This is a genomic window from Hydrogenophaga taeniospiralis, from assembly GCF_020510445.1.
GTDB lineage: Bacteria > Pseudomonadota > Gammaproteobacteria > Burkholderiales > Burkholderiaceae_C > Hydrogenophaga.
The window spans coordinates 2,945,304-2,969,241 of sequence record NZ_JAHBAG010000001.1 but is presented as its reverse complement, the minus strand read 5'-3'; the positions used below and the strand labels follow the sequence as shown (position 1 = coordinate 2,969,241).

The following is a 23,938-nucleotide window of genomic DNA, read 5'->3' as shown; positions in this document are numbered from 1 at the left end:
AAGAGCGATTCGTCACAAACCCAGGGTGGTCGCAGCGAACGAGGGGCTGCCCTTGTGCCAGCAGGCATCAAGCCGCTCGCGCAGCGCCACCCGCCGCTCGGCGTCGTCGCTGGCCACCAGGGTGCAGCGCAGCACATCGAGCCGTTCCAGGGTCCAGCCCGGTGACCAGATCGCACTGGGAAGGTCGGCCCCAGTGGCGCCCGTGCAGGCATGGGCCTCCACCAGGTGTGACCAGGTCGTGCGCCATTGCACCAGGCGCGGATGCAGCTGCCGCAAGGGCGCGAAGTCGCGCGCCATGAACTGGATGTGCCGGCCACGGCCGGACCAGGCCTGCAGCGAGTCCACCACCGCGCGCTCACCCAGGGGCCAGTCGGCGAAGTCGGGGTCGCTCAGCACGAGCTGCGGCCAGCCTTCGCGCGCCGCGCAGGCCAGCGCCTGCCGGATCAGCCCGGCAAAGGCCTCCCGGCCCTCGATGCGCCCCACGGGCAGGGCCTGCGGAACCGGTTCGCTGTTGCCATCGCTGTGGGTCATGTGGAGACCTCCTGAAGAAGGATGAACTCAGGCTGTCGGTGCGCAGTGCAGCCAGCCGGCCTCAAACCAGTCCTGCAGCAGCGCCAGCGCGGCGGGGCTGGCCAGCGCCACCTGCCGCGCGCCCAGGCAGCGCGTGTCGGCCAGGCTGCGCATCAGCCGGGCGTCGGCCCCAGCGGCACGAAAGCCCTCGCCGTTGATGAACACATGGCGCGCGTCGTACATCATGCGGGTGCGCCGGTCCAGCGTCAGCGCACCAGGCACCCAGTCGTGCTGCGGCTCTTCGAACCAGACCTTGGGTTTGGGCTCGGTCATGACCTCGCCCAGCGCGCAGGCCAGCGACTGGCGCTCGGCCAGCAGCCGCTGCAGCGCGTCGGCGGCAAAGGCCTCCAGGGCCGGAGGCATGGCGGCCGGTGTGTCGGTCGCGGCCTGGTCCGGGTCCCGGTAGAGCGTGGTGTCGTCGAACTCGTCGGCCATGCGCTGCAACAGCTCACCCGCGAGACCGCCGCGCTGCGGCACGCGAAAACCGATGGAGTAGGTCATGCAGTCGTCGCCCACGGCCACGCCGTCGTGCGCCCAGCGCGGCGGCAGGTAGAGCATGTCGCCGGGGTTGAGCAGGTGCTCTTCTTCGGGCTCGAAGTGGCTGAGGATCTTCAGTGGCACGTCCGGTTCGAGCGACAGGTCTTTCTGGCGGCCGATGCGCCAGTGGCGCTGGCCGCTGGCCTGGAGCAGGAACACGTCGTAGCTGTCGAAATGGGGCCCGACACCGCCACCGTCGCTGGCCCAGGAGATCATCAGGTCGTCCAGCCGGGCGTCGGGCACAAAGCGGAAACGCTCCAGCAGCTCGCGCCCGGTGTCCAGGTGCAGGTCCACCCCCTGCACCAACAGCGTCCAGCGCGGCTGCTTGAGCGGCGGGAAGACCGTGCGGGCGAACGGACCGTGCCGCAGCGTCCAGCCCGAGGCCTTGTGCACGATCATCCGCGACTCCACGACCTCGTCGGCCGCCATGGCAAACAGCGCCTGCCGGTTCACGAACGGGGTGAAACCGGGGAAGGCGTTGCGAATCAGCAGGGGCTTTTTCTGCCAGTAGCGGCGCATGAACTGCGCGGGGGAAAGACCACCGAGCATGGTGCGGGGGGTGTCGGGCGTCTCTGCAGCGCTGGAGTGTGGGGCTTGTGTCATGGGACAATTGTCCGATGAAAATCACCGAACAATGCGTCGTGGCGCTGACCTGGACGCTCAAAGACACGCTGGGTGAAGAGCTGGACGTGCTCGACGAACCCGTTGAATTCCTGGTGGGCGGGCGCGACCTGCTCGCAAAAATCGAAGAAGCCCTGCTCGGCCATGCGGCCGGTGACACGGTGGAACTGCACCTGGAACCCCAGAACGCTTTCGGCGACTACGACGACCGCCTGCTGTTCCTCGAACCGCGCCACCTGTTCCCCGAGGAACTCGAAGAAGGCATGGGCTTCGAGGGTCTGCCCCCGGGTTGCAACCCGGCCGCGCCCCAAGACCGCTTGTATTTCGTGAGCGACATCTACCCCGAACACGTGGTGCTGGACGGCAACCACCCGCTGGCGGGCATCGCGCTGCGCATCACGCTCAAGGTGCACACCGTGCGCGAGGCACAGATCAGCGAAGTGGGCCGCGGCACGCTGGGCACCGGCTTCTTCCGCATGCAGGTGGACACCGAGGGTCCGGCCGACAGCACCATGGACGACACGCCACCGGGCCCCCGCACGCTGCACTGACCGCCCGTCGAGCCCCCCATGCAAAAGGGCGCCCGAAGGCGCCCTTTTTCTTTGCGGCCGGCGAAGACCGGTGGCTCAACCCCGACCGGTGGAGCCGTAGCCCCCGGCGCCCCGCTCACTGGCCTGTGCGAAGTCTTCCACGAGGTTGAAGCGTGCCTGCACCACCGGCACGATGACCATCTGCGCGATGCGCTCCATGGGCTCGATGGTGAAGGCCACGTCGCTGCGGTTCCAGGCGCTCACCATGAGCTGGCCCTGGTAATCGCTGTCGATCAGGCCCACCAGATTGCCCAAGACAATGCCGTGCTTGTGGCCAAGCCCGGAGCGCGGCAGGATCATGGCCGCGAAACCCGGGTCGGCCAGGTGGATGGCCAGCCCGGTGGGCACCAGTTGCCAGGCGTTGGGCGCCAAGGTCAGCGGTGCGTCCAGGCAGGCACGCAGGTCCAGGCCGGCGCTGCCGGGAGTGGCGTAGGCGGGCAACTGGTCCGCCATGCGCGGGTCCAGCACCTTCACGTCGATCTGCATGTCGTCAAGCTCCTCGCGGTGAACGTCATTCGGCCTTTTTGATGGCCTCTTCCAGCGCCTTGGCCGGGTCGTCTTCGGCGGCCGGCGCTTCACCCGCAGCGGGTTCGGCGGGCTGGGAGTCCGCGCCCTCCATGCCTTTGGTGGGATCGCTTTCTTCGGCCCCCTCGGCTGGCGTGTCTTCCTCCATACCTGGCATGTTGTTGAGCATGTCGGTCACTGTGGCGTCGTCGACCACGGCGGCTTTCTGCAGATTGCCGGTGACGAGCCCCGGGTTGAACACGACCACCGCCACCATGATGAGCTGCAGCACGATGAAGGCGATCGAGCCCTTGTAGATCTGTGCCGTGGTCACCGCCGGAATGCGCTTCTTGGTGATGTGGTCGGTGTAGTCGCTGCGAGCGGCCACACTGCGCAGATAGAACAGCGCGAAACCGAAGGGCGGCGTGAGGAACGAGGTCTGCAGGTTCATCGCCAGGATGATGCCGAACCAGATCAGGTCGATGCCCAGTTTGTCGGCCACCGGCGCGAGCAGGGGGATCACGATGAAGGCGATTTCAAAGAAGTCGATGAACATGCCCAGCACGAACACCAGTATGTTCACCACCAGCAGGAAGCCCATCTGGCCACCCGGCAACTTGGCGAACAGGTGTTCCACCCAGATGTGGCCGTCGGCGGCGTTGAAGGTGAAGCTGAACACCGTGGAGCCGATCAGGATGAACAGCACGAAGATCGCGAGCTTGGTGGTGTTCTCCAGCGCCTGGGTCATCAGGCTCCACGACAGGCGCTTGCGCGAACCGGCCATGATCAGCGCGCCCAGGGCACCCATGGCACCACCTTCGGTGGGCGTGGCAATGCCCAGGAAAATCGTACCCAGCACCAGGAAGATGAGCACCAGCGGCGGAATCAGCACAAAGGTCACCTGACCGGCCAGTCGCGACAGCAGACCCAGTTTGAACAGGCTGTTGACCAGGGCCATGAACAGCGCCAGGAACGAGGCCACCGTGAGCGACATGATGACGATTTCGTCACCCGGCGCATCCATCTCGCGCCCGATCAGGGGGTTGATGACGGACTGATGCACCTGCGACCACGCATAGCCCGCAACGCCGCAAATCGCCAACAGGATCAACAAGGACCGGTGACCACTGCTGCCATTGGGTTCGTTGAAGACCCGCGCTTCGGCTGGCAGAGCCGGCACCCAATCGGGTTTGACGATGGCCACGACCGCAATGAACAGCAGGTACAGGCCCACCAGCATCAGGCCGGGGATCAGACCACCGGAGTACATGTCACCGACCGAACGGCCCAACTGGTCGGCCAGCACGATCAACACCAGCGACGGCGGAATGGCTTGCGCCAGGGTGCCCGAAGCGGTGATGGTGCCGGTTGCAATCGTGCGGTTGTAACCATAGCGCAGCATGATGGGCAGCGAGATCAGCCCCATCGAGATCACCGCAGCGGCCACAACGCCCGTGGTGGCCGCCAGCAAGGCGCCCACCAGGATCACCGCCACGGCGAGACCGCCGCGCACGGGACCGAACACCTGCGCCACCGTGGCCAGCAGGTCTTCGGCCATGCGGCTGCGTTCCAGGATGATGCCCATGAGCGTGAAGAACGGGATCGCCAGCAGGGTGTCGTTCTGCATGATGCCAAACACCCGCAACGGCAAAGCCTGGAACAGGTTGGACGGAAACAGCCCGACTTCCATGCCGATGAAGCCGAAGAACATGCCCGTGGCGGCCAGCGCGAACGCCACCGGGAACCCCGAGAGCAGGAACACCAACAGGCCACCGAACATCAGCGGCACGAAGTTTGCAGTCAGAAATTCAACCATGATCACTGCACTCCCTTGAGTTGTTGTTCTTGTTTCAGCCGCTCCTGCTCTTCTTCTTCGAGCAGTTGCTGGGCCAGCAGCTCTTCGTCGCTGGGGCCTTCGTGGGCCAGCGCATCGGGGCCGTTGCCGGTCAGGAAGGCAATGCGTTTGATCAATTCGCTCACGCCCTGCGCGGACAAAAGTGTGAAACCCAGGGGAATCAGGAGAAACACCGGCCAACGAATCAAGCCACCCGAGTTGGACGACATCTCACCCGTGGTCCAGGCGCGCTCGAACAGCGGCCAGCCCAGCGTGGCCATCATGTAGCACAGGGGGAACAGGAACACCAGAATGCCGAAGATGTCGACCCAGTTGCGCCCGCGCGCACTGAATTTGGAAGAGATGAAATCGATGCGCACATGGGCGTTGCGCATAAAGGCGTAGCCCGCGCCCAGCATGAACACCGCCGCGAACAGATACCACTGGATTTCCAGCAGTCCGTTGGAACTGGTGTTGAAAAGCTTGCGCACGATGGCATTGCCCGCGCTGATGAGGGTGGCCGCCAGAATGAGCCACATGGCCAGCTTGCCGATGAGTTGGCTGATGGCGTCGATCAGACGCGAGAGCGTTAATAAAAGCTTCATGGAATTCCCCGCGGGGTTTGGGTGTTCAAAGACAACCGGTCAGTCTATGCATAGTGATCACGCCCTGGCTGAACAAGCCCTGACGGACGACTCCGGCAGACACCCCGTCGGGCGCCGGCCGAGGCCCGAGCAAAAAACCCCGCCGGGGCGGGGCTTTTTGCCGGACGCTGCACCGATCAGAGCTTGGCCGACTGCATGTAGCGGTCGAACTGGGCTTCGGTGAAACGGAACCAGAGGTTCTGGTCTTTGCGGAAAGCCGCGTAGTCCGTGTAGATCTTTTTCCACTTCGGATTCTTGGAGCTGATGTCGTCGTACAGCGCCATCGAGTTCTTGAACGCGGCGTCCATCACGACCTTGGGGAACGGCAGCACCTTGGTACCGGCGGCCACCAGTTGCTTGAGCGCGGCCGGGTTCAGGGCGTCGTACTTGGCCTGCATGGTGGTGTGGGCGATGGCAGACGCGCACTCCACGATGGCCTTGTTTTCTGCCGACAGGGCGTTGAAGGCCTTGTTGTTGACGTACAGCGAGAGCTGCGGGCCGCCTTCCCACCAGCCGGGGTAGTAGTAGTTCTTGGCGACCTTGTTGAAGCCCAGCTTCTGGTCGTCGTACGGACCCACCCACTCGGTGGCGTCGATGGTGCCTTTTTCCAGCGCCTGGTAGATCTCGCCGCCGGGGATGTTCTGCGGCACGCCACCCATGGTGGTGAGCACCTTGCCGGCGAAACCGCCGATGCGCATCTTCAGACCCTTGATGTCTTCCAGCGTCTTGATTTCCTTGCGGTACCAGCCGCCCATCTGGGCGCCGGTGTTGCCCATGGGGAAGTTGACGATGTTGTAGCCTTCGTAGAACTCACGGAACAGCTTCATGCCGTTGCCTTCGTACATCCAGGCCGTCATCTGGCGGCTGTTGAGACCGAAGGGGATGGCGCAGTCCATGGCGAAGGTGTCGTCCTTGCCGAAGAAGTAATAAGGCGCGGTGTGCGCGCACTCCACGGTGCCTTCCTGCACGCCGTCCACCACACCGAAGGCGGGCATGAGCTCACCACCGGGGTGCACCGTGATGCTGAACTTGCCGCCGGACATTTCGCCGACCTTCTTGGCAAACACGTCGGCTGCGCCGTAGATGGTGTCCAGCGCCTTGGGGAAGCTGGAAGCCAGACGCCAGCGGATGGCGGCCTGCGCATGAACGGCGGGGGCGGCTCCTGCGGCCAGCACACCGGCGATGCCTGCGTGCTTGATGAGGGAACGACGATCCATATTGATTGACTCCGTGGTTGGTTCTGCACAACCCGGCCGGTTCTGATGCGGCCAGGGACTTTCAACAGTCCGGGCCATTGTAGGAACACCCCTCCCCCACCTCTTGCGGGTTTTCCCTCGAAGAACCGCCCTTTTGGCACAGGTGTTCAGTGTTCTGCAAGCTTCGGCCGACCCCCGGTCCGGCCCATGAAAGCAGGCTCAACAGGGGCGTGAAATTTCTTCAGCCCGCGGCAGCGGACGCAGCGCCGATCAGGCCGCGACTTTCAGGCCCGGAGCGGCGTCGAGCAGGTCCGCGAAGCGTGCGCGCACCGAGCGCTCAATGCCGGCGGCGTCCAGCCCCAGCATGGCCAGCAGCCTGGCCGGGTCACCGTGCTCGATGAACTCGTCGGGCAGCCCCAGTTGCAGCACCGGCAGTGTCAGGCCCTCGGCCTGCAGGGCTTCGAGCACGGCGCTACCGGCCCCGCCCTGGAGGCAGCCTTCCTCGACCGTCACCAGCGCCTGGTGTGAGGCCGCGAGTTCGCGCAACAGCGCCAGGTCCAGCGGTTTGGCCCAGCGCATGTTGGCCACGCTCGCCCCCAGGCGTTGCGCCGCCGCGAGCGCCGGGTGCAGCAGGGTGCCGAACGCCAGGATCGCCACGCCGCGTCCTTTGTGGGTCCATTCGCCGCGGCCGTAGGGCAGCGCCTCCAGCCCGCTGGGCTGCACCGCGCCGACACCGGCACCGCGCGGGTAGCGCACGGCCACCGGGTGGTCCTGTTCGAAGGCCGTGCTCAGCAACTGGCGGCATTCGGCCTCGTCGGACGGGCAGGCCACGGCCATGTTGGGGATGCAGCGCAGGAACGCGATGTCGTACGCCCCCGCGTGGGTGGCGCCATCGGCCCCCACCAGGCCCGCACGGTCCAGCGCGAACACCACCGGCAGGTTCTGCAGGGCCACGTCGTGGATCAGTTGGTCGTAGGCGCGCTGCAGGAAGGTGGAATAGATCGCCACCACCGGCTTCATGCCCTCGCAGGCCAGGCCCGCGGCGAAGGTGACCGCGTGCTGTTCGGCGATGCCGACGTCGAAATAGCGGGCCGGAAAACGGCGCTCGAATTCGACCATGCCCGAACCCTCGCGCATGGCCGGCGTGATGCCGACCAGGCGCGGATCGGCCTCGGCCATGTCGCACAGCCACTGGCCAAACACCTGGGTGAAGGTGGTCTTGGGCGGCGTGGCGGGTTTCGTCAGCCCCACGGCGGGGTCGAACTTGCCCGGGCCGTGGTAGGCCACCGGGTCGGCTTCGGCCAGCTTGTAGCCCTGGCCTTTCTTGGTGACCACATGCAGGAACTGCGGGCCGCTGTCGGTCTCCAGCAGGTGGCGGATGTTCTCCAGCGTGGGGATGAGCGAGTCGAGATCGTGGCCGTCGATCGGGCCGATGTAGTTGAAACCGAATTTTTCGAACAACGTGGCCGGCACCACCATGCCTTTGGCGTGTTCTTCCAGGCGCTTGGCCAGCTCGAACAGGGGCGGCGCGCCGCGCAACACCTGCTTGCCCACGTTTTTCGCCGCGGCGTAGAACTGGCCGCTCATGAGCTGGGCCAGGTAGCGGTTGAGCGCGCCCACCGGCGGACTGATCGACATGTCGTTGTCGTTGAGCACCACCAGCAGCCGGCCTTCGGCCACACCCGCGTTGTTCAGCGCTTCGAAGGCCATGCCCGCCGTCATGGCGCCGTCGCCGATGATGGCCACGGAATGGCGCTTCTCGCCCTTGATCCGGGAGGCCAGCGCCATGCCCAGCGCGGCCGAGATGCTGGTGGACGAATGCGCCGTGCCGAAGGTGTCGTATTCGCTTTCCTCGCGGCGCGGAAAACCGCTGATGCCGCCCTGCTGGCGCAGGCTGTGCATGCGGTCGCGGCGACCGGTGAGGATCTTGTGCGGGTAGGTCTGGTGGCCCACGTCCCAGACCAGCCGGTCCTCGGGGGTGTTGAACACGTAGTGCAGCGCCACGGTGAGCTCCACCGTGCCCAGGTTGGAGCTGAGGTGGCCGCCGGTGCGTGCCACGCTCTCCAGCACGAACGTCCGCAACTCATTGGCCAGGGGTTGCAACTGGGTGCGCGCGAGGCGCCGCAGATCTGCGGGCGACTCGATGGTGGGCAGCAATGGGTTCATGGGGTTGTCGCTTGGGTCTCTTGAGGGACGGGGCTCATCAGTGGGCACGGCGGCCCACCCAGTCGGCCAGGGCGTGCAGGGTGTCGGTGTGGGTCAGGCCGCTGTGGCGCAGCGCATCGTGCGCCTGGTCCAGCACGCGGTCCGCGTAGGCCTGCGCCTGGTCCAGCCCCATCAGGGAAACAAAGGTGGGTTTGTCGCAGGCGGCGTCCTTGCCCGCGGTCTTGCCCAGGGTGGCCGAATCGGCGGTGACGTCGAGGATGTCGTCCACCACCTGGAACGCCAGGCCCAGGCTGGCGCCGTAACGCGCCAGCTGCGTGCGGGTGGTTTCGGAGGCCTGCCCCGTGGCCGCGCCCATCATGACGCTGGCCTGCAGCAGGGCACCGGTCTTCTGGCGGTGCATGGCTTCCAGCGCGGCCTGGTCCAGCGCCAAGCCGACGCTGGCCAGGTCCACGGCCTGCCCGCCGGCCATGCCCTCGGCACCGGCCGAGAGCGCCAGCAGCCGGCACAGGGTGGCGGACATGCCCGCCTCCAGGCTGCCGTCGCCCGGCACCAGCAGCTCAAAAGCCAGGGCCTGCAGGGCGTCGCCCGCGAGCAGGGCCTGGGCCTCGCCAAACCGCACATGCACCGTGGGCTTGCCCCGGCGCAGCACATCGTTGTCCATGCAGGGCATGTCGTCGTGCACCAGCGAGTAGGCGTGGATCAGCTCCACCGAGCAGGCCGCGCGCATCGCGGCACCCGGCGCGCCGTTCACGGCACCGCTGGTGGCCAGCACCAGCAAGGGGCGCAGGCGTTTGCCCCCGTCAAGCACGGCGTAGCGCATGGCCTCGCCCAGGCCGGCGGGCGCGTCCAGCGGCACCCACCCGGACAAAGCGTGTTCCACCGCCGCCTGCTGCGCTTCGCGCCAGGCAACGAAGGCGCGGGTGTCTGAAAGCAATGTGTTCACGCGGCGTCCCAGGGTTTGAGTTCGCCGCCTTCCAGCACCTTGATCTGGTTTTCCACCGCTTCGAGCCGGCCGCGGCAGAAAGCGAGCAGTTCGGCCCCGCGCTGGTAGCGCGTGAGCAGTTGGTCCAGGGGCAGTTGGCCGGCGTCGAGCTGGGCCACCAGTTGCTCCAGCTCTTCCTGAGCGGCTTCGTAGCTGGTGGCCACGTCACTGGCCGCACCGGCGCGGGCCGATGATGGGGTTTTCTTGGGAGTGGAGGGTGAGGTCATGGAGCAGTTGCAAAGCAATCGGAGAGCCCGCGGGGGCGGGCCACGGCCGGCCCCAACGGGGTGCGCGCCGCGCATCTGGCCGGCCAGCCCACCGAATCGCGGATTTTAGCCCTGTGGCCCAAGAAACCGCGTGCCGCGCCCGACCACCCGGCGCCAGCGGGGGCCTCGCCGACACCCCCGGGGTACAATCCGCCTCCTTTTTCATCACTGACGGACAGCCCCTGTCCGGAGGGACGCACCACTCCACCCATCCCGCGCGAATTCGATTTTCGACCAGCGCTTACCCTGCCCCTTCATAGGGGGAGTCTCTAGGTCAAGACCTCCATGTCTGATTTAAGTCTTCAACTCCAGCAGGCCAGAAGCCAACTCCCGGTTTCCAGCTATTTCGACCAGGCGCTGTTCCAGCGCGAACTGGAAACCCTCTTCCAGCGAGGTCCCCGCTATGTGGGACACGAACTCGCGGTTCCCAACCGAGGTGACTACCACGCCCTGCCCCAGGAAGCGGGTGGCCGGGCACTGGTGCGCACCGACGCCGGCGTGGAACTGGTGTCCAACATCTGCCGCCACCGCCAGGCCATCATGCTCAAGGGCCGCGGCAATCTGGGTGACAACCGCAGCGGCAGCGCCGGGGGCAACATCGTCTGCCCGCTGCACCGCTGGACCTACAGCGGCGGCCAGGGCGGCAAGGCCGGCGGCCTGCTGGGGGCGCCGCATTTCGAGCACGACCCCTGCCTGGACCTGAACAACTACCCGCTGCGCTCCTGGAACGGCCTGCTGTTCGAGGACAACGGGCGCGACATCGAGGCCGACCTGGCGAACATGGGCCCGCGCGCGGCGCTCAATTTCGAGGGCATGGTGCTGGACCACGTCGAGCTGCACGAATGCAACTACAACTGGAAGACCTTCATCGAGGTCTATCTGGAGGACTACCACGTCGTCCCGTTCCACCCCGGCCTGGGCGGCTTCGTCACCTGTGACGACCTGCGCTGGGAATTCAAGCCCGAGTACTCGGTGCAGACCGTGGGCGCGGCCAACCTGCTGGGCAAGGCCGGCAGCCCGGTGTACCAGCGCTGGCAGCAACAGCTCATGCGGTACCGCAACGGGGCGGCGCCCGAACACGGCGCGATCTGGTTGACCTACTACCCCCACATCATGGTGGAGTGGTACCCGCATGTGCTGACCGTCTCCACCCTGCACCCGGTCAGCGTGGACAAGACGCTCAACATGGTGGAGTTCTATTACCCCGAGGAAATCGCCGCTTTCGAGCGCGAATTCGTCGAGGCCCAGCAGGCGGCCTACATGGAAACCTGCATCGAGGACGACGAGATCGGTGAGCGCATGGACGCAGGCCGCAAGGCGCTGCTGCTGCGCGGCGACAACGAGGTCGGCCCCTACCAAAGCCCGATGGAAGACGGCATGCAGCATTTCCACGAGTGGTACAGGTCGCGGATGCGAACGGAGTGAGCATCCGCGCGCATTTGCCCCAGGCCACCGCGGAACCGGCTTTGCCGGGCCGCCAGTGGCGCCCCCCTGGGGGGGTGACGCCGCAGGCGGCGCAGGGGGGTTGAAGCGTGCAAGCCCTGTGGATGCTGTTGGCCTCGCTGCTGTTCGCCTCCATGGGGGTCTGCATCAAATTCGCGTCGGTGCACTTCAACAGTTTCGAGATCGTCTGCTACCGGGGCATGGTGGGGGTGGTCTTCCTGATCGGCCTGACCCGCCTGCGCGGCGTCTCGCTGCGCACCCAGGTGCCCATGATGCACGTCTGGCGCAGCGTGGTGGGGGTGATCTCGCTCACCGCCTGGTTCTACGCCATCGCCGCGCTGCCCCTGGCCACGGCCATGACGCTGAACTACATGAGCAGCGTCTGGATCGCCACCTTCCTGCTCGGCGGCGCGCTGCTGACGCAGGGCCGCAACGCACCCATCAAACAACAGGGGCCGCTGTTCCTGGCGGTGCTCGCCGGCTTCGGCGGCGTGGCCATGATGCTGCGCCCCACGCTGGCCCCGGACCAGGTGCTCGGTGCCCTGGTCGGGCTGCTCTCGGGCCTCTTCGCGGCCTTCGCCTACCTGCAGGTGACGGCGCTCTCGCGCCTGGGCGAGCCCGAGAGCCGCACGGTGTTCTATTTCTCCATCGGCGCGGTGCTCGCGGGCGGGCTGGGCATGGTGTTCACCGGGGTGAGCGCCTGGCACTGGCCCAGCGCGCTGTGGCTGCTGCCGATTGGCCTGCTCGCGGTGCTCGGGCAGTTGTGCATGACGCGCGCCTACGCCAGCGGCGCCACCCTGGTGGTGGCCAACTTGCAGTACTCGGGCATCGTCTTCGCGGGCCTGTACAGCCTGACCGTGTTCGGCGACCGGCTGCCGCTGATCGGCTGGCTGGGCATGGGGCTGATCATCGTCAGCGGCATCACCGCCACCGTGCTGCGCACGCGCGCGGTGCCCAACGCCCCCGCAGAAGAACACTGAGGCCGTGAAACCCTGCACGCCGCGGCAGGGATGCAGCGCCCTGGTGGCATCGTCAAGACCGTGCGGCTGCCGCACAATGGCCCGATGCATTCCACCCTGATCTCCGCCCCCGAACTTCAACACCTGATGGACAGCGGCGCGCCGCTGCGCATCTACGACTGCAGCTTCGACCTGATGGACCCGCAGGCCGGCCGCGCGCAATACGAAACCCGCCACATCGCGGGCGCCATCCACGCCGACCTGGACATCCACCTGAGCGACAAGGCCAGCCCCGACCGCGCCAGCGGCGGGCGCCACCCCCTGCCCTCGCGCGAGCGCCTGGCCGGCTGGCTGGGCCGCACCGGCCTCGCGCCTGGCGCGCAGGTGGTGGTCTACGACCGCCAGGGCGCCAACTACTGTGGCCGCCTGTGGTGGATGCTCAAGTGGTGCGGCCACGAGGCGGTGGCCGTGCTTGACGGCGGCCTGCAGGCCTGGCTGGAAACCGGCGGCACCACAGACAGCGGCCCCGGCCCGGCGCTGCCCGACGAGGCCACGCCCTACCCACTGGGCCCGGCCCGGGTGGGCACCGCCACCACCGGCGAGATCGCCGCGCGCATCGGCGACGCCGGCCTGACCCTGATCGACGCGCGGGCCAACGCCCGTTTCCGGGGCGAGGTTGAACCCCTCGACCCCGTCGCCGGCCACATCCCGGGCGCCCTGAACCGGCCGTTCAGCGAAAACCTGGGGCCCGATGGCCGGTTCAAACCCGCGGAACAACTGCGCGCCGAGTTCCGCGCACTGCTCGGCCAGCGCGACCCCGCCACGGTGGTGCACCACTGCGGCAGCGGCGTCAGCGCCATCCCCAACCTGCTGGCCATGGAGGTGGCGGGCCTGGGCACGGCCCGGCTCTACCCGGGCAGCTGGAGCGAGTGGTGCAACACGCCCGGCGTGCCCTGCGCCCGCAGTCAAGTCCCGGCCTGATCGGCCGATACAACAGGGGTCCGACGGCGCCCGCTTGGAACCTGAACCCAGGCCCCACTGCGGCGCCCCCACCCGAGCCGACCCGTGCCCCACCCCAGCCCATCGCACCCCACCGACGCCGACAGCGCGTCCCGACCGGTCACCCTGCAGAGAATCTCGCTGCTGATCGGCGCGGTCGCCACCCTGGTCACGCCGCTGGTCTACCTGAACACGTCCTATCCGCAGCAAGTCATCGCACCGGCCCTGATCGCCCTCACCGGGTGGGGCGCCCTGATCATGCTGCGCCGCGGCTACACGCGCTACGTCGCGCACGTGCTGGTGTTCTCGGTGCTTTTCGCGGCGGTCTTCGCGGTGTTGGCCTACGGCTCCGTGCGCACGGCCGGGGTGGTGTTGTTCGTGGCCGCGGTGGCGGGCGCGGGCATCTTCCTCGGGCGCGCCGCCCTGGTGGGTTCGGTGGCCTTCAGCGTGGCGGCGCTCGGGCTGCTGAGCTACGCGGAAACGCGGGGCTGGCTGCACCCGGCCGGCTTCGACGTGGGCATCAGCGTCTGGCTCACCCACTCGGCCACGCTGGTGCTGGTGGGCATCATGGTGTTCTACAGCCGCATGCGCGCGCGCCAGGCCTTCGACCGGCAGATGCAGGAGCTGGAACTGCGCAGGCGCACCGAGCAGGAACGCGACCGCAGCCTGGAGCGCTTCGCCCTCATCTTCAGCACCAACCCCAGCCCCATGATCGCCCAGTCGGCCCGCACCGGCATGATTCTGGACGTGAACCCCGCGTTCGAGCGCTGCTACGGCTACACCCGCGAACAGGTCCTGGGTCGCACCGATCACTTCCTCTGGGGCGCCCCGGCCGAGCGCGAAGTCCATGCGCAGCGCCTGTTCGCGCTGCGCCGTGTGACGGAACAGCCCGTCACCGGGTTGCGGGCCGACGGCAGCACCTTCGATGCCCTGATCTCCTCGGAGCTGGGCAACGACGCCGAGGACCGGCTGATCATCACCACGGTGGCCGACATCAGCCGGCAGGCCCAGGCGACCGAGCGCCTGCGCCGCTCCGAGGAGCGCTTCGCCAAGGCCTTCAACTTCAGCCCCCTGAACATGGCCATCACCCGCCTCTCGGACGGCACCTACCTGGAAGTCAACGTGTCCCGCGAAAGCCTGCAGGGCTACCGCGGCGACGAACTCAAGGGCCGGACATCGCTGGAAACCGGCGCCTGGTCCAGCGCCGCAGAGCGCGCCGCGTTCGTGGAACGGCTGCGCCGCGAAGAGCACGTGCATGGGCACGACATCCGTGTGCGGCGCAAGGACGGCAGCATGGCCGATGCCCGGCTCTGGGCCGAGCTCATCGAGATCGACGGCGAGGAATGCATGCTGTCTTGCACGGTGGACACCAGCGCGGAAAAACAGCGCGAGGCGCAGTTGCTCTACATCGCGCGGGGCGTGTCGGGCCACACCGGAGAAGCCTTCTTCAGCGAGCTCACCCGCTACATGGCCCAGGCGCTGGGGGCCGACATGGTCATCGTGGGCGAACTGGCCCCGCAGCGGCGGGTGCGCACGCTCGCGGTCTCGCGCGATGGCATCGAAGGCGCCGGTTTCAGCTTCGACATTGACCACGTGCCCTGCGGCCAGGCGATCGACCAGCCCGGCCTGGTGGTCTACCCCAGCGACCTCGCCCGGCATTTCCCCCACTACGTCCCGCTGGTGCGGGCCGGCTTTCAGGCCTATGTGGGCCAGTCGCTGCGCGACGCCGACGACACGCCCATCGGCGTCATCAACGCGCTGTGGACCCGCCCCATCGAGATGAAACCCGAGATCGAAGCGCTGTTTTCCATCTTTGCCAGCCGCGCCGGGGCCGAACTGGTGCGCCTGCGCCGCGAGCGCGAGATCCAGCGCCTGAACGAAACGCTGGAACAGCGGGTGAGCGAACGCACCGCCGAGCTGAAAAAGCTCAACGCCGAGCTCGACTCGTTCGCCTACTCCGTGTCGCACGACCTGAAGTCCCCCCTGCGGGCCATCGACGGCTTCACGCAGTTGCTCACGGAGCAGCTGCACGACCGCCTGAAACCCGACGAACAACAGCTGCTCCAGCGCGTGCTCGCCTCCACCCGGCGCATGGGTCAGTTGATCGCCGACCTGCTGGCCCTGGCGCGCATCAGCCAGAGCACGCTCAAACGCGAGCTGGTGGACCTGAGCGACATGGCGCACTGCATCCTGGAGTTCGAGCGCAGCCGGCAGCCCCAACGCAGCATCCACTGGCACATCGAACCCGAGCTCCACTGCCAGTGCGACGCCCGGCTGGTGCGCATCGCGCTGGAGAACCTGCTGGGCAACGCCGTCAAATATTCGCGCGACCAGGCCGACGCCCGGATCACCTTCGGCCGCCTACCCGGCTACGGGCCGTCGGCGCCAGCCTTCTTCGTGAGCGACAACGGCACGGGCTTCAACATGGCCTACGCGGACAAGCTGTTCAAACCCTTCCAGCGCCTGCACATGCCCAGCGAGTTCGAGGGCGCCGGCATCGGCCTGGCCACGGTGCGCCGCATCGTGGAACGCCACGGCGGCAACATCAGCGGCTCGGCCGCGCCGGGCCAGGGCGCGGTGTTCCACTTCACGCTGGCGGCCGGCACCGGGCCGGTGGGCGCGCCCCCACCGCCAGTCCCCTCCCCCACCGCGTAACCACTGCCCCCTCATGGAAGACTCCACCTTGACCGACGATCCGCTGGCCCCGGGACAGACGGGCGTGATCGAACGCCACCAGGAGCAGGCGGTGCGCGCGCTGCTGCTGACCCTGTGTCTGGCCGCGCCGGCGATCGCGGCCGCCGTGTTCCTGCGCGACGGTGCCTCCCGCGTGGTCGTGGTGATCGCGCTGCTGTCCGTCGTTCTCTGGACGCTGTGGCTGCCGTTTCGCCAAGGCCGGATACGGCTGGTGGCCCATGCGCTGATCGGCTTCATGCTGCTGGGCACCACGCTGGCCACGGCGCTCGACGGCAGCGTTCGCAGCAGCGCCGTGACCGCCATGGTGGCGACCGTGGTGCTGGCCGGCAGCTTCCTGCCGCGCCGCGGCATGATCGCCGTGGGCCTCTACTGCACCCTCGTGCTGGGCCTGTTCAACTGGCTGGAGCAGCGCGGCGTGTTCGTGCCCAGCGCCATGCGGATGGGCTGGGCGGTCTGGCTGGTGCAAACGTCCGTGATCGCCACCATCCTGGTGAGCGTGTTCTTCGGGCGCCACCGCCTGATGAAAGCCTACCGACGCCTGGCGCACAGCCTGAACCAGACCCTGGAGGCCGAAGCCGATCTGCGCGCCAGCGAAGAGCGTTTCAGGGCCCTGTTCCGGGGCAACCCCGCCGCCTGCCTGGTGCAGTCCCTCAGCGACCGCCTGGTGGTCGACGTCAACGATGCCTATGCCGACATGAGCGGCTTCAGCCGGCAGGAAATGATTGGCCAGCACCCGCCCTTGCTCTGGGCCAAGCCCGAACAGAGCGAGGTCTTCCGCGCGGAGCTCAAGGCCCATGGCCGTGTGCGCGGCATGCGGGCTCTCGGGCGGCGGCGCGACGCCAGCCTGTTCGAAGCCCTGCTGTACGCCGAGGTGCTGCAAAACGGCCCCGAGCGCCTGCTCATCGTGATGGTGATCGACGTGAGCATGGAAGAGCGGGCGCGCCAGGCCCTGAAAAAATCGGAAGAGCGTTTCTCCAAGGCGTTCAACTTCAGCCCGCTGGGCATGACCATCACGCGGCTGTCCGACGGCCGCTACATCGAGGTCAACCCCGCCAGCGAACGTGTGCTGGGCTACAGCCAGGCCGATTGCGCGGGCAAGACCGCGCTGGAAGTCGGCATCTGGCTCTGCCCGGCCGACCGCGACGACTACACCCGGCGGCTGCGCCAGGACGGCCATCTGCTGGGCTACGAAACCCGCATGCGCAACAAGCAGGGCGAGGTGGTGGAGGTGCGGATGTGGGCCGAGTCCATCGAGCTCGATGGCGAACCCTGCGCGCTGACCTTCACGATCAACGTGGCCGAAGAAAAGCGCCAGCGGGCCCTGCTCATGAACGTGGCCCAAGGCGTCTCCTCGGCCACCGGCGAAGCCTTCTTCCTCTCGCTGGCCGAGCGCCTGGCCCAGGCCGTCGGGGCCCATGGGGTGGTGATCGGCGAACTCAGCGCCGACCACAAGCGGCTCGATACCCTCGCCCTGCTGAACGACGGCGAGCTGCTGCCCCACCAGACGCTGAGCCTGGAGCAGACCAGCTACGCGAGCATCCTGCGACACCAGGACCTGCTGGTCGAAGACGCCAGCGCCCACCCGCTGCGGCAAAGCACCCCGCCCTTCGACCCGGACCGGGTCCAGACCCTGGCCGGCGTGGTGCTGCGCGACCCGGACGGCACCGCCATCGGCCTGCTGGCGGCCACCTGGGTCCACCCGCAGGAGCCGGGCGCCGACACGCGGGCCATGCTCACCATCTTCGCCAGCCGCTGCAACGCCGAGCTGGTGCGGCTGCGGCGCGACCGCGAAATCCGCAAACTGCAGGACACGCTGGAGCAGCGCGTGGCGGCCCGCACCGAACAGCTGCAGTACCTCAACCGCGAGCTCGACGCCTTCGCTTACACCGTCTCGCACGACCTGAAGTCCCCGCTGCGCGCCATCGACGGCTTCATGCACATCCTGCAGGAGCGGATGGCCGGCCGCCTGACCCCCGAAGACGAAGACCTGCTGCAACACGTGGCGGGCTCGGTGGCGCGCATGAACCGTCTGATCACCGATCTGCTGGCGCTGGCCCGGGTCAGCCAGGGCACCCTGCAACGCACCGCCGTCAACCTGAGCGCATTGGCGCAGGACGTGCTGCGCCAGGAGTGCCACCGCGACCCGGGGCGCGAAGTGGAAGTGGTGATCGCCCCGGGCATGGTGGCCGACTGCGACCCCCGCATGGCGCAGATCGTGCTGGAAAACCTGCTCGGCAACGCCTGGAAATACACCCGCCAGCAGCCCCGGCCGCGCATCGAGCTGTCACAACAGCTCGACACCCCACCCGGCGAAGCCCCCGTGTTTTGCGTGCGCGACAACGGCGCCGGGTTCGAGATGTCGCGCTCCGAGCGCCTGTTCCAGCCCTTCACCCGACTGCACTCGCCCCGCGAGTTCGAAGGCAGCGGCATCGGTCTGGCCACCGTGCGCCGCATCATCGAGCGCCACGGCGGCCACATCCGCGGCGAAGGCACGGTGGGCCGGGGCGCGTGCTTCTGGTTTTCCTTTGGGCGCCAGGCGGTGGACTGAACGGCAGGTGTGTCTAGTGGCCGTGCGCCAGCCCGCTGACCAGCATCACCAGCCCGATGCCTGCGAGCAGCCAGGCCACCTGAGCCGCCGTTTCCCGCAGGCCCAGGCGCTTTTGCAGCTGCGGGATCAGGTCGGCCAGCGCCACGTAGATGAAGCTGCTGGACGCCACCACCAGGAAATACGGCAGGAAGTCTTCCAGCCGCGACAGCAGGAAATACCCCACCAGCCCACCCAGCGCCGTGACCGTGCCCGCCAGCGACACCTTCACGAGCGCCGCGCGCTGCGTGCCCGACGTCAGCCGCAGCACCACCAGATCGCCAATGTGGTGCGGCACCTCGTGGGCCAGCACCGCCAGCGCCGTGACCACGCCCAGCCGCATGTCGGCCATGAAGGCCGACGCGATCAGGATGCCGTCGCCCAGCGCGTGCACGCTGTCGCCCGCGAGCACCGCCCAGCCACCCGCGCGCGGCTCGTGGTGGTGATGCTGGCGGCCGGCGTGCGCCGCCGCACCGGCAGGAGAGTGGTCGTGGTCGTGGTCGTGGTCGTGCTGCGCATGGCCCGGCGCGGCGCCGTGCCCGGAACCCTCACCGAGGTCGTGGTGGTGCTCATGGTGGTGCTCGTGGCCGTGGTGCCAGAGTTCGGCCTTGTCGAGCAGGAAAAAGAACACCAGGCCCGCCAGCAGCGTGGCAAACAGCTCCTGGGCGCTGGCCTGGCTCTCGAACGCCTCGGGAAGCAGGTGCATGAAAGCCGTGGCCATGAGCGCGCCCGCGGCCAGACTGAGCATGTGCTGGGTGTAGCGCGCCAGCATGGAAAAGCCCAGAAAGGCCGCCAGCCAGACACTGCCCACACCCGCGGCCACGGTTCCGATCAGGATCGCTATCAGGATCATCTTGTTCTGCTCAGCTCACAAAAACGGTGCGCCGCGCGAGCCTGCGGGGCGCACCCATAGAAAAAGGGCCGCTGGTCAGCGGCCCTCGTCATCTTCTCACGCCGGGTTTCAGGCCACGCCGTGCTGCTTGAACCAGGCCGTGGCGCGCTTCCAGCCGTCTTCGGCCGGCTCCTTGCGGAAACTCGGCCGGTAGTCGGCGTGGAAGGCGTGGGGCGCGTCCGGGTACACCACAAAAGTCGAGGCCTTGGCCGCCGCGCTCCCCGCTGCCAGGGCGGCCTTCATCTTATCAATCGTGTCAAGGGGAATGCCCGTGTCGGCCCCGCCGTACAGCCCCAGCACCGGGCCGTGCAGCCCGGCGGCCACGTCCACCGGGTGCTTCGGGCTCAGCTCGCTGGCCTGCCCCACCAGCCGGCCGTACCAGGCCACACCGGCCTTGACCGCCGGGTTGTGCGCCGCATAGAGCCAGACATGGCGCCCGCCCCAGCAGAAGCCAGTGACACCCAGTTTGCGGGTGTCGCCGCCGTTGGCCGCCGCCCATTTCACCGCCGCGTCCAGGTCGCCCATCACCTGCGCGTCGGGCACCTTGGACACCACCTCGGCGATCAGCTTGTTGATCTCGCCGTAGCTCTGCGCGTCACCCTGGCGCACGAACAGCTCGGGTGCGATCGCCAGATACCCGGCCTGGGCAAAGCGCCGCGCCGTGTCGGCAATGTATTCGTGCACACCAAAAATCTCGGACAGCACCAGCACCACCGGCAAGCCCGTCTTGCCCGCGGGCGCCGCCCGGTAGGCCGGCATCTTGAAACCGTTCACATCGATCATCACCTCACCCGCCGTCAGGCCGTCGGCGGGCGTTTTCACCGCCGTCTGCGCCATGATGGGCATGGCCGCAGCGGCATAACCCACGCCCAGCGCCGCCTTGAGCGCGGTGCGGCGCGTGGCGCCAAGTTCGGTGGACTGGCCCGGAAGCAAAGCCTCGAGGTCCTGGGTCTGGTTTTCGTTGAGCATCGTGCGTCTCCTTGGGTGAGTTGAGGGAATTGAACTGGCGCCTTTCACGGACGCAGATGCGTTGACCGAATCGGCTCTGAATTGTTTCATCCCGAACTCCAAAAGACGTAGCCAGGGCCAGTGCTCCGCACGACGTTGTCCCAAATTGGTACCGCCCACTCGATTCCGTGACCGAAAGGATCGACTTGAGATGCCAGTTTGGTATCTCAACTTCAAACGGAATTTGATGGCCTCGCCCTAGTCGGGGAGCGCTGATGGGCATGTGTTTGGCTTCGTACCCCTGAACCAGCGTGACCAGAATGTCCAAGCGGGCCCCGTCCGGCGTACTTGCCGCAGGGTCGCTTTCCATCAAAGCGGAAATTTCCTTTAAGCGTGGCCCTGTGGTCGGTCTTGGTGTGGATGGGGCGGATGTCCATGGTCTTCTCCTGGGCGCTCAGGTGAGGTCAACGGATTCTGCGTCGATGGTGTTGTATTCCTTGAGAACTCAACTCATGTCGTCGCCGACGACATGTCAACGAAACATGTCGTCGTTTTTCAAAAATGGCGACACGTCTGCCAGCACCCAGGTTCAGTGCGCCTTGTCCCAGTTCGGCCCCACCCCCACCTCGGCCAGCAGCGGCACCTTGAGTTCGGCCACGCTGGCCATGAGGTTGGGAATCTCGGTGCGCAGCCAGTCCACCTCGCCCTCGGGCACTTCGAACACCAGTTCGTCGTGCACCTGCATGATCATCCGGGTAGCCCGTTGCTGTTTGTCCAGCGCCTTCTGCACCGCCACCATGGCCAGCTTGATCAGGTCGGCCGCCGTGCCTTGCATGGGTGCGTTGATGGCCTGACGTTCCAGCGCGGCTTGCTTCGCGCCCTTGGCGTTCTGGATGTCGGGCAGCACCAGCTTGCGGCCGAACACGGTTTCCACATAGCCCTGGGCCTTGGCCAAGGCGCGGGTCTCGTCCATGTATTGCTTGACGCCGGCAAAGCGCGCGAAGTAGCGGTCGATGTAGGTCTTGGCTGCCGCGTTCTCGATGCCCAGCGCCTTGGCCAGACCAAAGGTCCCCATGCCGTAGATGAGGCCGAAGTTGATGACCTTGGCGTAGCGGCGCTGCTCGCTGCTGACCTGCTCGGGCTCCAGGCCAAACACCTCGGCGGCAGTGGCGCGGTGCACGTCCACGCCTTCGTGGAAGGCCTTGAGCAGGGCCGCGTCGCCGCTGATGTGGGCCATGATGCGCAGCTCGATCTGCGAGTAGTCGGCGCTGGCGATGACGCTGCCGGCAGGCGCCACGAAGGCTTCGCGCACGCGCCGGCCTTCGGGTGTGCGGATGGGGATGTTCTGCAGGTTGGGGTCGTTGCTGGAGAGGCGCCCGGTCACGGCCACGGCCTGCGCGTAGTGGGTGTGCACGCGGCCGGTGCGCGGCAGGGTGAGCAGGGTGAGCTTGTCGGTGTAGGTGCCCTTGAGTTTGGAGAGGCCGCGGTGCTCCAGGATCTTGGCGGGCAGCGGGTAGTCTTCGGCGAGCTTTTCCAAGACCTCTTCGTCGGTGCTGCGCGCGCCGGTGGCGGTTTTCTTGATGACGGGCAGGCCGAGCTTGTCGAAGAAGATTTCGCCGAGCTGTTTGGGGCTGCTCAGGTTGAAGGGCTGGCCGGCAATCTCGTAGGCCTCTTGCTCCAGGGCGTGGATGCGCTGGCCGAGTTCGTGGCTCTGTTTGGCGAGCGTGGGGGCGTCGATCAGCACGCCGTTGCGCTCGATGCGGTAGAGCGCTTCGCTGCTGGCGATCTCCAGCTCGTAGATGAAGCGCAGTTTCGCGTCGGCTTCGAGCTGGGGCCACAGCGCGCGGTGCACGTCCAGCGTCTGGTCGCTGTCTTCGCACGAATATTCGGCGGCCTTGGCCACGTCGACCTGCGCAAATGGGATCTGGTGCGCGCCCTTGCCGCAGATGTCTTCGTAGTTGATGCCGCTGCGGCCCAGGTGGCGCTCGGCCAGGCTGGCCAGGCCGTGCGGTTTGTGCACTTCAAGCACGTAACTCTGCAGCATGGTGTCGTGCGCATAGCCCTGCACTTCGATGCCGTGGTTGGCGAAGACGTGGCGGTCGTACTTGATGTGTTGGCCGAGCTTGTGTTTGGCGGGGTTTTCCAGCCAGGGCTTGAGTTTGGCCAGCACCTCGTCGAACGGGAGCTGTTCGGGCGCGTCGGGGCCAGCGTGTTTGAGCGGGATGTAGGCGGCTTCGCCCGGTTTCACGCTGAAGCTGATGCCGACGATTTCGGCACGCATTTCGTCGAGCGAGGTGGTTTCGGTGTCTACGGCCACGAGCTCGGCGGCTTCGACCCTGGCGAGCCAGGTGTTGAAGAGCTCCCAGGTGAGGATGGTGTCGTAGTGGAGGTTGCTGGCGCTGGCGGGTGCTTCGCTGGCCTCGGTGGGTTCGGCTTCGCTGAAGAGGTCGTTGGTGGGCTCGCCCCTCACCCCGGCCCTCTCCCCAGAGGGGCGAGGGGGTGAAACCCCTGCGCCGCTGGGGCGAGGGGGTGAAGACGGGGATTCGCCGCCGCCCAGCGCCTTGGCCAGGCCTTTGAAACCGTAGGTTTCGTAGAAGGCCTTGAGCGGTTCGGTCTGCGGCTGGCCGATGCGGATGGCTTCGAGCGCGGGCAGGTTGGGCACCCAGCCGTTGAGGTCGCAGTCGGTCTTGATGGTCAGCAGTTGGCGACCGGTGGGCAACCAGTCCAGCGCCTTGCGCAGCTTCTCGCCCACCGCCCCCTTGATCTGGTCGGCCTGCGCCACCAGGGCGTCCACCGAGCCGTATTCCTGCAGCAGTTTCACGGCGGTCTTGGGGCCTACGCCCTGCACGCCGGGCACGTTGTCCACCTGGTCGCCCACGAGCATCTGGTAGTCCAGCATCAGGCGGGCGGGCACGCCGAACTCGGCCTCGACCCCGGCCAGATCGCGCACCTTGCCGCTCATGGTGTCGATGATGGTGATGCGTTCGTTCACCAGCTGGGCCAGGTCCTTGTCGCCGCTGGAGATGATCACGTTCATGCCCTGCTGCGCCGCCGTCACGGCCAGGGTGCCGATCACGTCGTCGGCCTCCACGCCCGGCACGTCCAGCACCGGCCAGCCGGTAAGGCGCACCACCTCGTGGATGGGGGCGATCTGGGAGCGCAAATCGTCCGGCATGGGGCTGCGCTGGGCCTTGTATTCGGGGTAGAGGGCATCGCGGAAGGTCGGGCCTTTGGCGTCGAACACGCAGGCGCCATAGGCGGCGGGATGGTCCTTGAGCAGCTTCTGCATCATGTTGATCAGGATGCGGATGGCACCGGTCTTCTGCACCGTGCCGTCGGGCAAGGTGGTGCTCATGGCATCGCCGCCAGCAAAGAACGCGCGGTAGAGGTAGCTGGAACCGTCGACCAGCAGCAGGGTGGGGGTGGGCGTTTTTTCGTCAGACATGGCGCGATTGTGGGGGAATCCGTGCGTCAGGCCGTGCCACTGGCGGGGGCCGGCGGGGCAATGC

The 23,938-nt window shown here is 67.2% G+C and carries 18 protein-coding genes; 6 read left to right on the top strand and 12 right to left on the bottom strand.

What is annotated here, in order from left to right; genetic code table 11:
• Positions 1–12: 12 nt before the first annotated feature.
• Positions 13–531 (bottom strand): hypothetical protein, encoded by a 519-nt coding sequence (locus KIH07_RS14250; protein ID WP_226492602.1) that lies wholly within the window; start codon positions 529–531, stop codon positions 13–15.
• Positions 532–558: 27 nt separating this feature from the next.
• Positions 559–1,710 (bottom strand): cupin domain-containing protein, encoded by a 1,152-nt coding sequence (locus KIH07_RS14245; RefSeq protein ID WP_226492601.1) that lies wholly within the window; start codon positions 1,708–1,710, stop codon positions 559–561.
• A 14-nt stretch (positions 1,711–1,724) separates the two neighbouring features.
• On the opposite strand from KIH07_RS14245, the gene KIH07_RS14240 reads away from it, so the two are divergent.
• Complete coding sequence (locus KIH07_RS14240) at positions 1,725–2,279, top strand: FKBP-type peptidyl-prolyl cis-trans isomerase (RefSeq protein ID WP_226492600.1); 555 nt, start codon at positions 1,725–1,727, stop codon at positions 2,277–2,279.
• 75 nt (positions 2,280–2,354) lie between these two features.
• Here KIH07_RS14240 and dut read toward each other — a convergent pair whose 3' ends face one another.
• The 7 genes from dut to xseB all read right to left on the bottom strand — a co-directional run bounded on the left by dut (position 2,355) and on the right by xseB (position 9,871).
• Positions 2,355–2,804 (bottom strand): dUTP diphosphatase, encoded by a 450-nt coding sequence (gene dut, locus KIH07_RS14235; protein WP_226492599.1) that lies wholly within the window; start codon positions 2,802–2,804, stop codon positions 2,355–2,357.
• Between the two features lie 25 nt (positions 2,805–2,829).
• Positions 2,830–4,638 (bottom strand): TRAP transporter large permease, encoded by a 1,809-nt coding sequence (locus tag KIH07_RS14230; protein ID WP_226492598.1) that lies wholly within the window; start codon positions 4,636–4,638, stop codon positions 2,830–2,832.
• Between the two features lie 2 nt (positions 4,639–4,640).
• Positions 4,641–5,261, bottom strand: coding sequence for a TRAP transporter small permease subunit (locus KIH07_RS14225; RefSeq protein ID WP_226492597.1), 621 nt, complete (start codon positions 5,259–5,261; stop codon positions 4,641–4,643).
• A 176-nt stretch (positions 5,262–5,437) separates the two neighbouring features.
• The gene (locus tag KIH07_RS14220) at positions 5,438–6,517 is read right to left on the bottom strand and encodes a TRAP transporter substrate-binding protein (RefSeq protein ID WP_226492596.1); all 1,080 of its coding nucleotides are present in this window, start codon (positions 6,515–6,517) and stop codon (positions 5,438–5,440) included.
• Positions 6,518–6,766: 249 nt separating this feature from the next.
• Positions 6,767–8,662, bottom strand: coding sequence for a 1-deoxy-D-xylulose-5-phosphate synthase (gene dxs / locus KIH07_RS14215; protein WP_226492595.1), 1,896 nt, complete (start codon positions 8,660–8,662; stop codon positions 6,767–6,769).
• Between the two features lie 37 nt (positions 8,663–8,699).
• A complete protein-coding gene (locus KIH07_RS14210) occupies positions 8,700–9,596 on the bottom strand; it encodes a polyprenyl synthetase family protein (protein ID WP_226494713.1) in 897 nt (298 codons plus the stop codon).
• A gap of 5 nt (positions 9,597–9,601) precedes the next feature.
• Positions 9,602–9,871: an exodeoxyribonuclease VII small subunit gene (xseB, locus tag KIH07_RS14205; protein WP_226492594.1), complete on the bottom strand. Its 270-nt coding sequence runs from the start codon at positions 9,869–9,871 to the stop codon at positions 9,602–9,604.
• A gap of 324 nt (positions 9,872–10,195) precedes the next feature.
• Between xseB and KIH07_RS14200 the strand changes: the two genes are divergently transcribed.
• From KIH07_RS14200 to KIH07_RS14180, 5 genes are all read left to right on the top strand, one after another.
• On the top strand, positions 10,196–11,335 hold the full coding sequence (locus tag KIH07_RS14200; protein WP_226492593.1) for an aromatic ring-hydroxylating oxygenase subunit alpha: 1,140 nt from the start codon (positions 10,196–10,198) through the stop codon (positions 11,333–11,335).
• Positions 11,336–11,442: 107 nt separating this feature from the next.
• A complete protein-coding gene (locus tag KIH07_RS14195) occupies positions 11,443–12,333 on the top strand; it encodes a DMT family transporter (protein WP_226492592.1) in 891 nt (296 codons plus the stop codon).
• A gap of 84 nt (positions 12,334–12,417) precedes the next feature.
• Positions 12,418–13,293 (top strand): sulfurtransferase, encoded by an 876-nt coding sequence (locus KIH07_RS14190; protein WP_226494712.1) that lies wholly within the window; start codon positions 12,418–12,420, stop codon positions 13,291–13,293.
• A gap of 84 nt (positions 13,294–13,377) precedes the next feature.
• Entirely contained in the window at positions 13,378–15,966 is a 2,589-nt protein-coding gene (locus tag KIH07_RS14185; RefSeq protein ID WP_226492591.1) for a PAS domain S-box protein, read from the top strand.
• A 13-nt stretch (positions 15,967–15,979) separates the two neighbouring features.
• Complete coding sequence (locus KIH07_RS14180) at positions 15,980–18,553, top strand: PAS domain-containing sensor histidine kinase (protein ID WP_226492590.1); 2,574 nt, start codon at positions 15,980–15,982, stop codon at positions 18,551–18,553.
• 13 nt (positions 18,554–18,566) lie between these two features.
• On the opposite strand, the gene KIH07_RS14175 is transcribed toward KIH07_RS14180, so the two are convergent.
• The 3 genes from KIH07_RS14175 to polA form a co-directional block, all read right to left on the bottom strand.
• Positions 18,567–19,442, bottom strand: a complete 876-nt coding sequence (locus tag KIH07_RS14175; protein ID WP_226492589.1) for a ZIP family metal transporter — start codon at positions 19,440–19,442, stop codon at positions 18,567–18,569.
• A 108-nt stretch (positions 19,443–19,550) separates the two neighbouring features.
• Positions 19,551–20,450 carry a dienelactone hydrolase family protein gene (locus tag KIH07_RS14170; protein ID WP_226492588.1) on the bottom strand — a complete coding sequence of 300 codons (900 nt, stop codon included), beginning with the start codon at positions 20,448–20,450 and terminating at the stop codon, positions 19,551–19,553.
• Between the two features lie 568 nt (positions 20,451–21,018).
• Positions 21,019–23,874 carry a DNA polymerase I gene (gene polA / locus KIH07_RS14165; RefSeq protein WP_226492587.1) on the bottom strand — a complete coding sequence of 952 codons (2,856 nt, stop codon included), beginning with the start codon at positions 23,872–23,874 and terminating at the stop codon, positions 21,019–21,021.
• Between the last annotated feature and the right edge of the window lie 64 nt (positions 23,875–23,938).